The organism is Streptomyces sp. NBC_00775, assembly GCF_036347135.1.
In the GTDB taxonomy this organism is placed as follows: Bacteria; Actinomycetota; Actinomycetes; order Streptomycetales; family Streptomycetaceae; genus Streptomyces; species Streptomyces lutosisoli.
The window spans coordinates 496139-510611 of record NZ_CP108938.1; the positions used below are offsets into that span (position 1 = coordinate 496139).

Consider the following 14473-nt stretch of genomic DNA (forward strand, 5'->3'; position numbering starts at 1 on the left):
CCGGCGTCTCTGGGTGAGGCCACGTTGAGGAGAATTCCGGAGCGGCGAATGCACCAGTCCGAACTTCCTCCACCGGCCACAGCACTGATGCAGGGGGGACTCGCCGACAGCCTCTTCGAAGCGGCACACCGCACCCCTGACCTTCCGCAGCTGGCGCGCCGCCCCGATGTCTCCTCCGCGGCCTGGACGCCCGTGACCGCGGCGGAACTGTGGGGCGAGGTGGTCGACCTGGCGCGGGGGCTTGTCAGCTCGGGCATACGCCCGGGCGACCGCGTGGCCATCATGGCGCGTACGCGCTACGAGTGGACCGTGCTCAGCTATGCGCTGTGGTCGGTGGGCGCCGAAATCGTGCCGATCTATCCGACGTCGTCGCACGAGCAGGTCGCGTGGATTCTGAAGGACGCGCACTGCGTCGCCGTGGTGGTCGAGGACGAGCAGGGGGTCATGACAGTCGGCTCGGCGTGCGCCGCGCTCCCATTCCTGCGCCACGTCTGGCAGTTGGACAGCGGGGCGCTGACGCAGCTGGTCGAGCGGGGCCGGGCGATACCGGCGACGGCGGTCGACTCGCTGCGCCGGATCGTGCTGCCCGACTCGACCGCGGTCATCGCCTACACCTCCGGCACGACGGGCCACCCGAGGGGCTGCGCCTTGACGCACCGCAACCTGGCGAGCCCCTGCGACACGCTGCTCGAAGGCTGGAGACATACGGCGGCTCCTCCCGGAGAGCAGCCCGCCGTCCTCGCCTTCCTGCCCTTCTCCCACGTGTACGGCCTGATGATCCAGGGGCTCTGTCTGCGTGGCGGCATCCTGATGGGGCACGAGCCCGATCTGGGCGAGGGGGCACTCTCCGCGGCGCTGCTGTCCTTCCGGCCGACCTACCTGTACGCGGTTCCGTCCGTCTTCGAGAAGATCTACAAGAACTTCCTGCGGGCGGCCCAGCAATCGGGCCGCGCCTCACTGTTCGAGCGTGCCGTCCGCACCGCGCAGGATTTCGCCCTCGCCGAAGAACGTCATCGGCTGGGCAAGGGCTCGGGCCCCGGCTTCGACCTGCGACTGCAGCACTCGCTCTACGAGAAGACGGTGTACAAGAAGTTGCGCGCCGCGCTGGGCGGACGGGTATGTGGCGCGGTGTCGGGCGGCTCGCCCCTGAACCGTGAACTCACCCTCTTCTACGCGGGAATCGGAATCTTCGTGCACGACGGATACGGGCTCACGGAGACAGCCGGAGGAATTACCGCGCAGCCCGTGGGACGCGAGAAGTTCGGAACGGTCGGGCGCCCGCTGCCGGGCACGGACATCCATGTGGCCGACGACGGGGAGATCTTCGTGTCGGGGCCCTCGGTGTTCCAGGGATACCTCAACGACGCCCTGGCCACTCAGGACTCGTTCCTGGACGGTTGGCTGGCCACGGGCGACGTCGGGCGTCTCGACTTCGAGGGATATCTGACCATTACCGGGCGCAAGAAGGAGATCATCATCACGAGTAGTGGAAAGAGTGTGGCTCCCGCGGCTCTCGAAGAGCGCCTGCGGGTCCACCCGCTCATCCACCAAGCCGTGGTGGTGGGTGACAACCGCCCTTGCGTGGGGGCCCTCATCACTCTGGATCCCGAATTCGTCGCGCACTGGCGCGCGTCCCGGTCCAGGGGGGAAACACCGGTCCGGGACGCGCGCGAGGAGAACGAATTGCGGGAGGAGGTCAGACGCGCGGTCGCCGCGGCCAACAGCACCGTGTCCCGCTCGGAATCCATTCGGGTGTTCCGTGTCCTCCCGGAGGCCTTCGATCTGGCCAATGGATTGCTGACGCCCTCGATGAAGTTGCGCCGGGACGCGATTACTCAGCGGTTCGCCGCCGAGATCGAGGCGATGTATCAGACGTCGTCGCGGGTTCCGCGGGAGTACGCGTCCAGTGACTCCTCGATCTGGGAGGACTCGGACAACGTATTCCGGTGAAGGTGAAAGGGGCGGGCGCCGTCGCGGTGCGGGACGTATGTGCCTCCCAGGAGGGACCTCAGAGGCGTCACACGGCTCCTGACTTCCGGCTGCTTGGTGGTGGTGTTCATACGGACACCTTGCGCGAAGGCGGTCGGGGCAACCAGATCCCTCCGGAGAGCAGGACTGCTGGTCCTGGTAGCGACGCCACCACGATCGGCGGGAATGCGCCCGTCACAGGTCAGTCGGCCCGGCGGCGGAGGAGGCGGGCTCCATCGTGCAGGGTAGCCGCAGGGTGAAGACCGAGCCCGCGCCGAGGTCGCTGGTCACGGTGACGGTTCCGCCGTGGGCGGCGACGAGTTGGCGGACGATGGGCAGCCCGAGTCCGCTGCCGCCGGTGCGCCGGCTGCGGGACTTCTCGGCCCTCCAGAACCGGTCGAAGACGCTGGGCAGATCCTCAGGAGCGATACCGCTGCCGGTGTCGGCCACCTCGAGGACGACCTGACCGTCCTGGCTGCGGGCGGACAGGGTGATCGTGCCGCCGGAGGGAGTGTGGCGTGTCGCGTTGGACACCAGGTTGCCCAGCGCCTGCCGCATCCGCACCGGGTCCGCGTCGAGCCACGGCGTGCCGTCCACTCGCGTGAGCAGGCGGATGCCCGCCGCCTCGGTCCCCACGCGGTGTGCCGCGGCGACCTGTTCGAGAAGCTCGTCGGCGCGGACCTCCTCGCGGTGCAGCCCGAGGGCCCCCGCGTCGGCGGCGGCCAGGTCCTGCAGGTCGTCGATGACGCGCTGGAGGAGCACGGCCTCCTCGTGCAGGGAGGCGAGCAGTTCCGGGTCGGGGTCGACGATGCCGTCGCGGGTCACTTCCAGCCAGCCCCGGATGTTGGTGAGCGGGGTGCGCAGTTCATGGGCGATGTCGCTGACCATCGCCTTGCGCTGGGCCTCCATGCGTTCGCGGCGCTCGGTCAGTTCGTTGAACGCCAGAGCCAGGATGCCGGTCTCGTCCCGCGTGGTGACGGGAACCCGCGCATGCTGCTCCGGCGGCTGCTGTGCGGCCTGCGTCAGCGCGCGCAGGGGGCGTACGAGCCTGGTGGCGACCAGCGCGGTCACGGCCACGGTGAGGGCGAGGACGAGACCGGCGACACCCACGACCTTGGCCTTGTTGGCCGTGGACAGGTTGAAGCGCGGGACGGCGCTGTCCCCCGTGCCCAGGAACAGCTCGGCGGCCGGGGCGACATAGGGAGCGAGCTGTTCCCGGCGTGCGCTGTCGACGCACTTGTTCGTCGTCGCGGTCGCCGTGTCGTGCTGCTCGCTCCGGGCCTTTTTCGCCAGGAAGAGGGGCCTCATGGTCGTGCCCGTGAAGTCGACGGTGATGGCCGTGGGCGAGGCGAGGTGCATATCGTGGCGGTTCAGACACGCCTCCGTGCCCTTCGTCAGAGCGGCCAGCGCCTTCTTCTCGGTCGGGGTGGGGGTGTAGAGCTTCCCGTCCGCGCACTCATCCGGCACATATCCGGACTCGGGGCTCCCGTCCGCGGTCGTGAGGACGGAACGGCCGCTGGGTGTACGCGTGATGTCGGTGTCGATTCCGTGGCGCGCGAGGCAGTCGTGCCGCACGAGGGCCAGCTTGGCCACGCGGAGGCGCTCGGTGGCCGTCAGCCGGTAGGGGCCCACCGCCCGCGCATCAATGCCGCTGAGCTGTGCTCCGGGCTCCGTGAAGGTGTCGGTGTGCAACGGGTCGACCGTGGCGGCGGCACGGGGCGGCAGGGCGGTCTTCTGAACCGCGGAGTCCGTGATCGCCGTACGGTCCGAGGTCGTCAGCGCGATACGCCGCCCGGTCCTGTCCGACAGCGTCCGTACGGTCTTCTCGACGCCGGACCAGTCGGGATGGGTGGCCGCGTATCCGCTGAGCTGCCGGAGGATGTCCATGTCGTCGGCGAGGACCTGGCCCTGCTCCTCCTGGAGGGCGCGGGTGGTGATCTGCATCGCGAGCCAGGCGGTCGCCGCCACGGAACACACGGCGATGAGCACGGAGGTGATCAGCAGCCGGACCAGAAGGCTCTTGCGCAGCGGGATGGCGCGGCTCCTGCCCCGAGGCGTTCCGCGGCTCACGCCCGGTCTCCCTTGAGCTTGTATCCCACGCCGAAGACCGTCAGCAGGCGGACCGGTCTGCGGGGGTCCGCCTCGATCTTCCTGCGCAGGTTCATGATGTGCACGTCGATGGCCCGCTCGGTCGACGCCCGGTCGATGCCCCTGGTGCGGTGCAGCAACTGCCGGCGGGAGAACACCCGCTGGGGTTCGGTCACCATCGCCAGCAGGATCTCGTACTCGGCCGGGGTGCATTCGACGGGCGAGCCGTCGCAGACCACCTCGTGCCGCGCCGGGTCCACCGCGATTCCGGCGGCGTGGACGACCGGATCGTCGCGCTGTTCGGCGGCGGGGCGTCCGCTGCGCCGCAGTACGGTGCGGATGCGGGCCATCAGCTCACGCGGACTGTACGGCTTGGTCATGTAGTCGTCCGCGCCGAGCTCCAGGCCGAGCAGTACGTCGTCCTCCGTGGAGCGGGCGGTCAGCATGAGAACGGGAATGTCGTCGTTCTGCCGCAGCACCCGGCACACCCCGAAGCCGTCGACCACCGGGAGCATCAGGTCCAGGACGACGAGATCCGGACGGTGGCGCCGAACCTCGTCGAGAGCCGCCCCGCCGTCATGGACCACGGTGGCGGTGTGTCCCTCCTTCAGCAGTGAGCGGCGTATCAGCTCCGCCTGCTTCTCGTCGTCCTCCGCGACCAGCACATATGCGCACACACGGCCGATGCTAAGCGCACAAGGACGGGAAAAGTGCGGGTGAGAGGGGCTTGCCACACCCTGACACCTTCCTCACAACTGCCTGCGACGCTCGCGGGCAGACCCTCATGTGCGGACCCCGCCGGCCTGCCGCGCCGGGTGGTTCAGCGTCTGAGGGAGGCGGCGTCGCCCATCACGACGACGGGGTCGCGGTCGGGATCCACAGCGCGCGGCAGCTCCCTGGCGGGTCCAGTCCCGGGGTGTGGTGCCGGGCCTGCGGTTGTAGTTGATGGCGATCACATAGTCGAAGGAGCCGGGTACCGGGGTCGGACAGCAGCCCGCCGGCGTCCGTGAGGGTGTAGACGCCGATGGGCGAGTGGAGGTCACCGGCGCGGTGGTGGTCGGTCCATCCCCTCAGGGCGTTGTGCGCGGGCCAGCTCGGTCCCGCCCGCCGGCCCGCCTCCGTGCGCTCGTACAACACCACTGTGGATATGGGGGAGTTCCTGCCCCGGCCCGTCACCACGACGGCCTGACGGGTCGTCGACGGGACGGCGGCCAAAGTCTTGGGCCCGAGACCGGGCAGCTGCTGAGGTGCCACTTCCAGGGATGCGGTGGGCGCGGGAGCGGGGGTTGCCACGCGTTCCCTCACCGAGGGGCCACCGGCTCCTTGTCCCATCGTTTCCACCGTGCCGCCGGCTCCGCAGCCGACGAGCAGGAACCAGGCGGCCAGAAGCACCGCCGGAACACGCTGTACGGGATCGATCATGTGTCGACCCTGACCAACAGATATGAGGAACGCGTCAGGTCAGGCCACCCGGGCGACCGCACCCCTTCTGCACACCCACCCGAGCAGGGCCACCGAACTCACCGCCGCGAACGCGCACCACGTGGAGACGAACTCCAGCTGCCACAGCGCCCAGCAGATCACCGCCCCCACGGCGACCAGGCCACCGAGCAGCAGCAGGCCGCGATCACCGGAGAGCAGCAGTGCGCCCACGGTGGCGAGGAGATAGCCCGCGATGAGCAGTTCCGCGTGGGACAGGTCGACGACGTAGCCGACGGTGTGGCCGCGGATCTCGGCCGTGACGGGACGGGCGGCGAGAGCGTACGCGAGTGCCGCCGCGGTCGCGAGACCGGACGCGAGCGGGAGCGTCAACCGGCGCCGGGCGTGCCGCGGCGCCGCGCAGAGCACGCCCACCGGTACCCACACCGCCAGCAGCGGAAGGGCGATCACGGCCCAGACGACAGTGGCGGGACCGCTTCCTCCACCGGAGTCCCAGACCACGGACTCGACGATCTGGTGGGCCCCGAGCAGCAACGGCAGCGCGGCCAGCGGGAGATCCCCTGTCCTGCGCACCCGCGTCACACAGGCCACTCCGACAGCGGCGATACCGGCACCTGCTGCCAGATCGGCCGTCGCACTCCAGCACATCGCGTCACCCTGGGTCCGCCGTCACAAGATCCCGCCTTGGGGTGCGCCACGCTACGGGGCCCAGAAGCCATGCCCGTCGTTGACACGAACGCCGAGGAACCCCGATCCGCGTCCGCGTCACCTTCCGCCGAAGCGTGTTGGTGCCAACAATCCCTGAAGCTTCAACAAAGCCTTGTGTCAGGAGGGACCCGCCCCTGTGCCGCGCCGGAGAACAGTGATTGGGTGGGCCCGGCCACGCCCAACGAAACGCAGGAGAGCCTCGCAGCCATGAGCAGCCCCTACACGTACGAGTACAAGGTCGTCACCTTCCGGGAGTCGCTGATCGGCGACGCGCTGGACAGCGGCAAGCTGGAGAAGGTCCTGAACAAGCACGCCGAGGACGGGTGGCAGCTCAAGGCGATCACCTCCGCCGACGTCAAGGGCCGCATAGGCCCCGGCGCGGTCGAGGGGCTGCTGCTGACGCTGGAGCGGCCGCGCGGATAGCCCGCGCGGAGTGCGCGAGGCGCCGAGGCGGGGGATGCTGGAGCTGATGGGACAGCGGATCCGCAGGTGCTACTGACGCCGTCGGAGGCCTTCCGGCACGGGAGGCCTCTTATGGCTGGGCTGATGCCGAGGGTCTGGCATGCACCCCGCGACCGCTGCCGGCCAGTAATGTCAGGACGGTACGGCGATGAAGAGCGACGGAACACTCCACCATGAGGTCGTCACCAGTCACTCGGTGTTCGGCGCGCCGTGCTGGGTCAGTCTGACCACACGCGATCTGCGGGCCGCGGAGGCCTTCTACCACGCCGTGCTGGGCTGGGAGTGGGCCTCGGACACCAAAATGGGCGATCAGTACAGGATCGCGCGCGTGGACAGAGTCCCGGTCGCGGGGGTCTCCGAGGTGGATTTCGTGGCGAAGACGGCCGTCGCCTGGACTCCCTACTTCGCGGTGTCGAGCGCGGACGAGACCGTCTCCAGGAGCCAGGAACGCGGGGGTACGACCGCGGTGGGGCCGATCTCGCTGCCGCCGGGGCGGGCGGCTCTGCTGGCCGACCGGGACGGAGCGGTCTTCGGTATCTGGGAGGGCGAGCTGGTGGCCGGCTGGGAGGCGTGGCGCCGCGCGGCACCGGCCTTCATCCGGCTGCACACCCGCGACGCCTTCGACGCCGCCATGTTCTACGGAGAGGTCCTGGGCTGGGCGTCCAAGGCCTCCGGATGCTGCGAGGTCCACTACGAGGAGAACGAGGTCGTGCTGCGCAGCCAGGGGGACATCGTGGCCCGGATCCACTCGGGCGCGGTGGAGGCGGCGCCCGATCCCACGATCAGGCCGCACTGGCAGATCCACTTCGCGGTCTCCGACGTGGAGGCCTGTGCCCGGGCCGCGCGGGCCCATGGCGGCACGGCTCACCAGCAGGGGGTCGGCTCCACGGAGGCGGTCCTCATCGACCCCGACGGGGCGCACTTCACCGTGACCTCCAAGGCCGACGTGTAGGGGCTCAGGCCCCTGCTGCCAGCGCCTCCCCCAGTGCCGTGCGCCCGTAGAGGACGTACGGGCCCCGCCGGTGCGACACCAGCAGCCCCGCCTCGCGCAGCACCGACAGATGGGCCGAGACGGACGAGGGAGCAAGGCCGTGGCGGTCGGCCAGGGCCGTCGTCGAAGCGGGCGTGTGGAGGCCGGTGAGGATGGCGGCGCGATGGTGGCCCAGCAGCCTGGCCAGAGCCGTGGGCGCCTCGGCGGCCGGGGCGTACGGGAGGCCGGCCGGGCCGCGCGCCGGATAGATGACCGTCGGCTGCCAGGGCCGGGCGAAGCCGCTCACCACGTCCGGCCGCACGAAGACGCTGGGCATCAGCAGGATGCCCCGGCCGTCGGCGCCCTGCGCCTCCTTGTGGTCGGCGTACATGCGCAGGGTGAGGGTGTCGTCCGCCCAGTCGATCCCCGGGTGCAGGTCGCCGAAGAGCGCTTCGAGGCCGCCGTCCGCCAACTGCCGTGTGCGGTGGGCGATATCGGCCTCCAGTACGGCCTGGTGGCGCGGCCAGTCCGGTGCGAGCAGCGCCTGCCAGGCCCGCTCGGTGAGGTCGGCGAGCCGTCGCACGGTGGCCGCGGGATCATCCAACGCAGCGCGCCCGTACGGCGATTCGGTGGCGCCCGGCGTGCACGCGAGCGAACGCGCCAGCTCCGCATGGGCCATGGCCGGGTCGGTGGCCCGCATCCGCGCCAGTTCCTCCTCGAAGGGGGCGTTCGGCGTCCGGGGCGGCGGCCCCAGGAAGTCCGGGGTGTAGCCGCCCTTGCGGGGGATGAACAGCCACAGCTCCGACAGGTCCAGGCCCGCCACGACATCGCGTACCCACCGCAGCCAGTCCCGGTGGAAGGCGTGCCGAGCCGGTCGCCGCAGCATGCGCAGCGCCTCGTGCGTCTGGCAGAGCGGGGACACCGCGAACCGGCACCGGGTCAGGTCGTCGGTGCCCAGGCGCAGGGTCAGCGGCAAAACGGCCTCCGGTGAGCCTCAATGAGCCTTCGACGAGCCGTCCACGAGTGATTCGGCTCCAGGCGAAAGAGTAGAAGGCCGGGCGAGCGCCCCGCACGCTTGCCCGTGGCCGCAATCGGCCACTCTCAACAACCCATCGCAGAAAGGCTCGTTGATGGGGAGCGAACGCCTCACCGCCTGGCGCAGAGCCGCCGTCGTCGCGGCGCTCATGCTGGCCGCCTTCACCTTCAACACCACGGAGAATCTGCCGGTCGGGCTGCTCTCCCTCATCTCGGACGACCTGCGTGTGTCGCTGGCGTCCGTCGGAATGCTGGTCACCGGCTACGGCCTGACCGTGGCCGTCGTCTCGCTGCCCCTCGCGCACCTGACCCGGTCGATCCCGCGCCGTCATGTGCTGTCGGGCCTGCTGGCGCTGCTCGTGCTGGCCAGCTGGGTCTCGGCACTGGGTGCCCTCTCCTACGGGCTCCTGCTCGGGGCACGCGTGGCGACCGCGCTGGCCCAGGCGCTGTTCTGGGCGGTGATGGGTCCGGTCGCGGTGGGGCTGTTCCCGCCCGAGCGGCGCGGCCGGGTCATCGGGCTGTTGTCGGTCGGGGGTTCCCTCGCCACGGTGCTCGGGGTTCCGGCCGGTACCTGGCTGGGCGGGCACAGCGGCTGGCGAACGCCGTTTCTGGTCCTGGGCGCGATCGGTCTCGTATCGCTCGTCGCGATCGCCGTCCTGCTGCCGACCTCGCGTCCGGAGGAGGGGCATGCCGCGTACGGGGCCGCTCCCGACGCCCGCCGGTTCGCCGTGGTGCTGGCCACGACCGCGCTGTCGGTGACCGGAGCCTTCGCGGGATTCACGTATGTGGTCGCCTTCCTCGACGAGGTGAGCGGGTTCTCGGAGGGCTCGGTGAGCGCGCTGCTGATGGTGTTCGGGGTGGCGGGGATCGCGGGCGTCACCGCGGCCGGGCCGCTCCTCGACCGCTTCCCGCGCGGGACACTGTGCGTCCCGGTGGCGGCCCAGGCGGTGGCCCTGCTCGGCCTGTACGCGGGTGGTGGCAGCCAGCCGGTGACCGTCGCCATGCTGATGCTGCTCGGCGCTTCCGTGGGACCCGTGTTCATGGCCACGCAGAGCCAGGTGCTCCATGTCGCTCCCGGGCGCACCGAGTTGGCCCTGGCGGCGAACTCGGCCGCTTTCAACGCGGGGGTGGCGGCGGGCGCTCTGACCGGAGGCGCCCTGCTGTCCGCCGTGGGGGTGCGCGGAACGTTCCTGATCGGCGGGCTGCTGACCGTCGGGGCGCTGGCGGTGCTGACGTGGCCCGTGCCCGCAGCGCTGACCGCCGGTTCGAAGGCCACTCCCCCGGGCCTCAGTTGGTGGCGGAGGCCTTGTGCGCCGCGGGAATCCGGTAGACGAACGACGGGTACGGGTCCGCGGTGACCCGCTGCCAGGCCGACCTGACCTCATCCGGAGCCTGCGCGCGGGCCACGGCGAAGGCGGTGAGGCAGGCGGCATGGACGTCGGTCTGGTCGGTGCGCCGGGTCAGGGCCAGCAGACTGCGCAGGGCGGTGACCGCCTCGTCGACGCGGTCACCGGTGAGGTGGGCCTTGGCGGCGGTGCGGAGGGTGGTGGCGAGGGCGGAGAGGGTGACGGCGAGCCCTGCCTCGTACCGCTCGGGGTCGGTGCCCTCCATCAGCTCCCGCAGGATCGTCTCCGCCTCCTCGTAGCAGGCCAGTGCCCCCGCGTCGTCCCCGGCGTGTCGCAGTGCGCGGGCGAGGACCCGCAGACGGCGGGGGGTCAGCGGCTGATAGGTGTCCCAGTCGGACTCGGCCAGCCGACGGGTGATGGCCAGGGCCTCGCGGCCGGCGGCCACGGCTGCGTCCGGGCTGCCCGTGCCGTAGTACCGAATGCTGAGATTGGCCAGCGCCCGGGCCAGTTCCGGTTCGTAGGTCTGGGGACTGCGCTCCGCGGCGCTGCGATACGCGGCCACGCTCTGTTCGCCCGCCTCGACGGCCTCACGGTCGGCGCCTTCCGCCTCGCAGCAGAAAGCCAGGTCGTCCAGGGCCTGGGCGAGTCTCGGTTCGTAGACTTCGGGGCTGCTTACGGCGAGCCGGGTGCACAGATCGGCCAACTCCCGCAGCGCCGAGCGCTCCTCGCCGGTCTTCTTCAGCCGGCCCAGGCGGTGGGCCAGGCACTCCAGGGCCTCGACCAGCCACGGTTCGCCGATGGCCGCATTCCGCTCGGCCAGCGTGCGGCTCACGGCGACGGCCTGCTCCGCGGTCTCGCGCGCCCGGGGATGGTCACCGGTCACGTCCTGGCACCGGGCCAGGTCGGTCAGGAGCCGGGCACGCAGGGGCAGCATGATCTCCGGGTAGATCCACGCGGGGAACTCGTCCGTCGCTTCCCGGGCCTCGGCTCCGACCTCGACGGCCTCGCCGTACCGACCGAGCGCGCGCAGTCCGCCGGTCAGCTCGGCCAGCACGCGGGGCTTCACCAGCTGCACGCGTTGCTGCTGTCCGAACGACATGTCCCGAAGCAGCCCGGCGCACTCCTCGTAGACAGCGACGGACTCCTCCGCACGACCGAGGCCGCCCAGCACCAAGGCGTAGGTGCGCAGGGCGCCGGCAAGGGTTCCCAGTGACCTGTCCCGGCGCCGGGACACGGCATGCCGGTACGCCGCCACGCATTCCCGGGCCGCCTCCAAAGCCTCCTCGAGCGGGCCGGCCTCGGTCAGCGTCTGAGCTCGGGTGTGCAGGACAGAGGCGGTCTGGGCCCGGGACGTTCGGGCGCCAGGGACCGTCAGGGACTCGTCGGCCGCCATCAGCGCGTCCTGATGACGGCCGGCCAGGAGCAGCGCGCCGGCGTACAGGGCAAGGGCGCGGGCCAAGCCGTCCCGGTCACGTCGCCGAGGGTGCTCACCCGCGAGAAGGACGCGGTACGCGGCGACGGCCTCCGCGCTCCATGCGAGGCGTCGTGCCGGCGGCTGTGGCCGCATCCACACCCACCCGGGTGTGAGGCACCGCAGCAGCGCGGCGCCGAGCAACGGCCGACCCACCCGCGGGCTGACCCGGGCCAGCGCGCGCGGCAGGGGCAGCAGGATCCGCACCACACCCATCCGCTCCCCCTCACCCCTCATGCCCATGACGATCGGGCCCGCTCCCTGGTTGCACGCCGGCTGCCATGAGTTCCACAGTCGTTGTCCGCCACCGATCACCGAGGGGTGTCACGCGGTCGGCACCCTGTCCGCGGTGGGCGAGGGCGAGCGCGGGTGGGCGCCGCGATGACGGAGCTGGTCGCCGCCTGCCTACGGTCGCTCGAAGACGGCCCGGTGTCCTCGGGCGCGCCCCCCGACGTGGTGGCGCTGTTCGCGGGGCCCCTGCCGGATGAGCGGCCCGGCCGGCGCCCACCGTCCTTCAGGGGCGCGAAGGCCCCATCGCCGCGGCAGCATGGTGGGCGCGGTTCCTGAGCCCATTCCTACGGATTCCTGCCCCGACGCGCCGGATCCCGTAGAACCGGCTCCAATAGAGACTGACGGGATACGACCGGCACGACATCCGCGGAACGAGTCGCTTCTCCGCGGCGGTGCGATGGAGGTCCGCGATGTCCACTGCTCTCCGGCTTCTGCCCGCCCTCGCTCCCGAGCATCGCGAACGGCTGATGAGCGTGGCCCGCGAGGTCTCGTTCCCCGCGGACGGAAGGATCTTCGAGGCAGGGGGTACCGCGGACCGTTTCTGGGTGGTCCGCTCCGGGACGGTCTCCTTGTACCAGCAGGTCGTCGCGGACAGACGTATCTCCGTCGCGCAACTGGGCCCCGGCGATCTGCTCGGCTGGTCGTGGTTGTTCCCGCCACACACCTGGGATTTCGGCGCCGAGGCCTTCAGTCCCGTACGCGCCTATGAATTCGACGCGGCGCAGGTGCGGACTCTCTGCGACCAGGATCCGACGCTGGAGCTGTCCCTGACCCGGACGATCGGCGCCATCCTGGCCCACCGGCTGGAGACGACGCGGGCGGCGCTGATCGAGCACTACGCGCGCCACGGTGGCAGTCGGTGAGGGCGGGCCCTCGGGCCGGCCGGGCTGGGATAGGAATCTCGTATGGACGACACCCTGGATTCCCCGGACGCCCGTGATTCCTTCCAGCTTCTGCCCGGCGCGGCCGACTCGCCCGTGATCCTGCATGTGCCGCACTCCTCGCGGTACATACCGGTATCTCTGCGCGACGGCATCGTGCTCGACGACGCGGGGCTGGAGCGCGAGTTGGACCACATCACGGACGCGCACACCGCGCAGTTGGCCGCGGCCGTCGCCGAGGCGGCCGACGTCACGCCGTGGCGGTTCGTGAACCGGCTGTCCCGGCTGGTGATCGATCCCGAGCGCTTTCCCGACGAACGGGAGGAGATGCTGGCCGTCGGGATGGGCGCGGTCTACACCCGGACCACGCATCGCGCGCCGCTGCGGCCCGCGGACGTCGATCCGCGGCCGCTGATCGACCGCTACTTCCACCCCTACGCACGGGCGATGACGGCGGCGGTGGCCGACCGGCTGGCCGCCACCGGGCGGGCCGTGGTCGTCGACGTCCACTCGTATCCGACGGCCCGGCTGCCCTACGAGCTGCACGGCGACGGTCCACGGCCGCCGGTCTGTGTGGGGACCGACTCCTTTCACACGCCGCCCGAGCTGGTCGCCCTCGCGGAGAAGGCGTTCGCGGGCGTGGGGGGCGTGGGGATCGACAGCCCGTTCTCCGGCGCGTACGTGCCCCTGCGGTTCTACGAACGGGAGCCGCGGGTCGCGGCCCTGATGGTGGAGATCCGGCGGGACACGTACATGACCGAACCGGGCGGTCCGGCGGGTCCGGGGCTCGCGCGCCTGGCCGCGGCGCTGACCGCGCTCGTCGATGCCGTGTCGACGTAGCCGCTGGGAGGTATCACATGGAGGTGGCCCTCCGGCGCGATCACCCCTAGGGTCGGGGTAAGCAATCGCTTAGTCAGGGTGTCCGACCCAGGGGAGGCACGGGACCATGCCGGTCGTCGACGCGTGGATGCAGCACCCCACACTCCGTCACTCCAACCACGAGATGTTCGAGTCGCTGCGCCGCTGGACGGGCATGGAACTGCTGAAGGAGCCGCTGCCGGTCGAGGTCACCGTCGCCGCGATGGCGGAGGCCGACGTGGAGATCGGCCTCTCGGCGGCCTGGTACGGGCCCCAGGGCGCCCTCATCAGCAACGACGAGGTCGCCGGGTTCGTCGCCCGGTCAGACGGGCGGCTGCGCGGCGTCGCGGGCGCCGATCTCACGAAGCCCGTCGCGGCCGTCCGGGAGCTGCGGCGGGCCGTCGAGGAGCTGGGCTTCGTCGCCCTGCGGATCGTGCCCTGGCTGTGGCAGCTGCCGCCCACCGACCGGCTCTACTATCCGCTGTACGCCGCCTGCGTCGAGCTCGGCGTCCCCTTCTGCACCCAGGTCGGGCACACCGGACCGCTGCGCCCCTCCGAGACCGGCCGGCCCATCCCGTACATCGACCAGGTCGCGCTCGACTTCCCCGAACTGACCATCGTCTGCGGGCACATCGGCTACCCGTGGACCACCGAGATGATCGCGGTGGCCGACAAACACGCGAACGTCCACATCGACACCAGCGCGTACACCGCCCGCCGCTATCCGCCCGAGCTGGTGGAGTATCTGCGCGGCCGGGGACGGCACAAGGTCCTCTTCGGCACCAACTACCCCATGATCACGCCCGCTCGGGCGCTGGAACACCTCGCCGACCTGCGCCTCGACGACGAGACGACGGAGCTGTTCCTGTCGGGCAACGCCCGATCCGTCTTCCGCCTCCCGGATCATTCGTAGATGCTTGAGCCCGACACCGTTCGACCCTGAGGTGAGGGCAGC

At 71.0% G+C, this 14473-nt stretch carries 12 protein-coding genes and 1 pseudogene; 7 read left to right on the forward strand and 6 right to left on the reverse strand.

All coding sequences use genetic code 11. The features are described from left to right. The first annotated feature begins 48 nt into the window (after positions 1 to 48). The gene (locus OIC96_RS02390) at positions 49 to 1950 is read left to right on the forward strand and encodes an AMP-dependent synthetase/ligase (protein WP_330309555.1); all 1902 of its coding nucleotides are present in this window, start codon (positions 49 to 51) and stop codon (positions 1948 to 1950) included. A gap of 213 nt (positions 1951 to 2163) precedes the next feature. Here OIC96_RS02390 and OIC96_RS02395 read toward each other — a convergent pair whose 3' ends face one another. The 4 genes and pseudogenes from OIC96_RS02395 to OIC96_RS02410 form a co-directional block, all read right to left on the reverse strand. Then, positions 2164 to 4038 carry a sensor histidine kinase gene (locus OIC96_RS02395; protein ID WP_330309554.1) on the reverse strand — a complete coding sequence of 625 codons (1875 nt, stop codon included), beginning with the start codon at positions 4036 to 4038 and terminating at the stop codon, positions 2164 to 2166. After that, a complete protein-coding gene (locus tag OIC96_RS02400) occupies positions 4035 to 4733 on the reverse strand; it encodes a response regulator transcription factor (RefSeq protein ID WP_330309553.1) in 699 nt (232 codons plus the stop codon). Before OIC96_RS02400 ends, OIC96_RS02395 begins: the two co-directional genes overlap by 4 nt. 143 nt (positions 4734 to 4876) lie before the next feature. Then, a pseudogene (locus OIC96_RS02405) lies at positions 4877 to 5478 on the reverse strand (hypothetical protein). Positions 5479 to 5517: 39 nt separating this feature from the next. Beyond that, entirely contained in the window at positions 5518 to 6144 is a 627-nt protein-coding gene (locus OIC96_RS02410; protein WP_330309552.1) for a DUF6629 family protein, read from the reverse strand. Positions 6145 to 6411: 267 nt separating this feature from the next. On the opposite strand from OIC96_RS02410, the gene OIC96_RS02415 reads away from it, so the two are divergent. Together OIC96_RS02415 and OIC96_RS02420 are read left to right on the forward strand one after the other, a co-directional pair. Further along, positions 6412 to 6627 (forward strand): DUF4177 domain-containing protein, encoded by a 216-nt coding sequence (locus tag OIC96_RS02415; protein WP_327434257.1) that lies wholly within the window; start codon positions 6412 to 6414, stop codon positions 6625 to 6627. A gap of 187 nt (positions 6628 to 6814) precedes the next feature. Then, positions 6815 to 7618 carry a VOC family protein gene (locus OIC96_RS02420; RefSeq protein WP_330309551.1) on the forward strand — a complete coding sequence of 268 codons (804 nt, stop codon included), beginning with the start codon at positions 6815 to 6817 and terminating at the stop codon, positions 7616 to 7618. Between the two features lie 4 nt (positions 7619 to 7622). Here OIC96_RS02420 and OIC96_RS02425 read toward each other — a convergent pair whose 3' ends face one another. After that, the gene (locus tag OIC96_RS02425) at positions 7623 to 8612 is read right to left on the reverse strand and encodes an ArsR/SmtB family transcription factor (protein ID WP_330309550.1); all 990 of its coding nucleotides are present in this window, start codon (positions 8610 to 8612) and stop codon (positions 7623 to 7625) included. A 154-nt stretch (positions 8613 to 8766) separates the two neighbouring features. Between OIC96_RS02425 and OIC96_RS02430 the strand changes: the two genes are divergently transcribed. Further along, positions 8767 to 10029, forward strand: a complete 1263-nt coding sequence (locus tag OIC96_RS02430; RefSeq protein ID WP_330309549.1) for an MFS transporter — start codon at positions 8767 to 8769, stop codon at positions 10027 to 10029. Here the strand turns inward: OIC96_RS02430 and OIC96_RS02435 are convergent. Then, positions 9959 to 11725, reverse strand: a complete 1767-nt coding sequence (locus OIC96_RS02435; RefSeq protein ID WP_330309548.1) for a tetratricopeptide repeat protein — start codon at positions 11723 to 11725, stop codon at positions 9959 to 9961. The genes OIC96_RS02430 and OIC96_RS02435 overlap by 71 nt on opposite strands. Positions 11726 to 12189: 464 nt before the next feature. On the opposite strand from OIC96_RS02435, the gene OIC96_RS02440 reads away from it, so the two are divergent. The 3 genes from OIC96_RS02440 to OIC96_RS02450 all read left to right on the forward strand — a co-directional run bounded on the left by OIC96_RS02440 (position 12190) and on the right by OIC96_RS02450 (position 14431). Beyond that, entirely contained in the window at positions 12190 to 12642 is a 453-nt protein-coding gene (locus tag OIC96_RS02440) for a cyclic nucleotide-binding domain-containing protein (protein ID WP_330309547.1), read from the forward strand. A 42-nt stretch (positions 12643 to 12684) separates the two neighbouring features. Further along, positions 12685 to 13500 (forward strand): N-formylglutamate amidohydrolase, encoded by an 816-nt coding sequence (locus tag OIC96_RS02445; protein WP_330309546.1) that lies wholly within the window; start codon positions 12685 to 12687, stop codon positions 13498 to 13500. Positions 13501 to 13606: 106 nt separating this feature from the next. Continuing rightward, entirely contained in the window at positions 13607 to 14431 is an 825-nt protein-coding gene (locus OIC96_RS02450; protein ID WP_330309545.1) for an amidohydrolase family protein, read from the forward strand. The last annotated feature ends 42 nt before the right edge of the window (positions 14432 to 14473 follow it).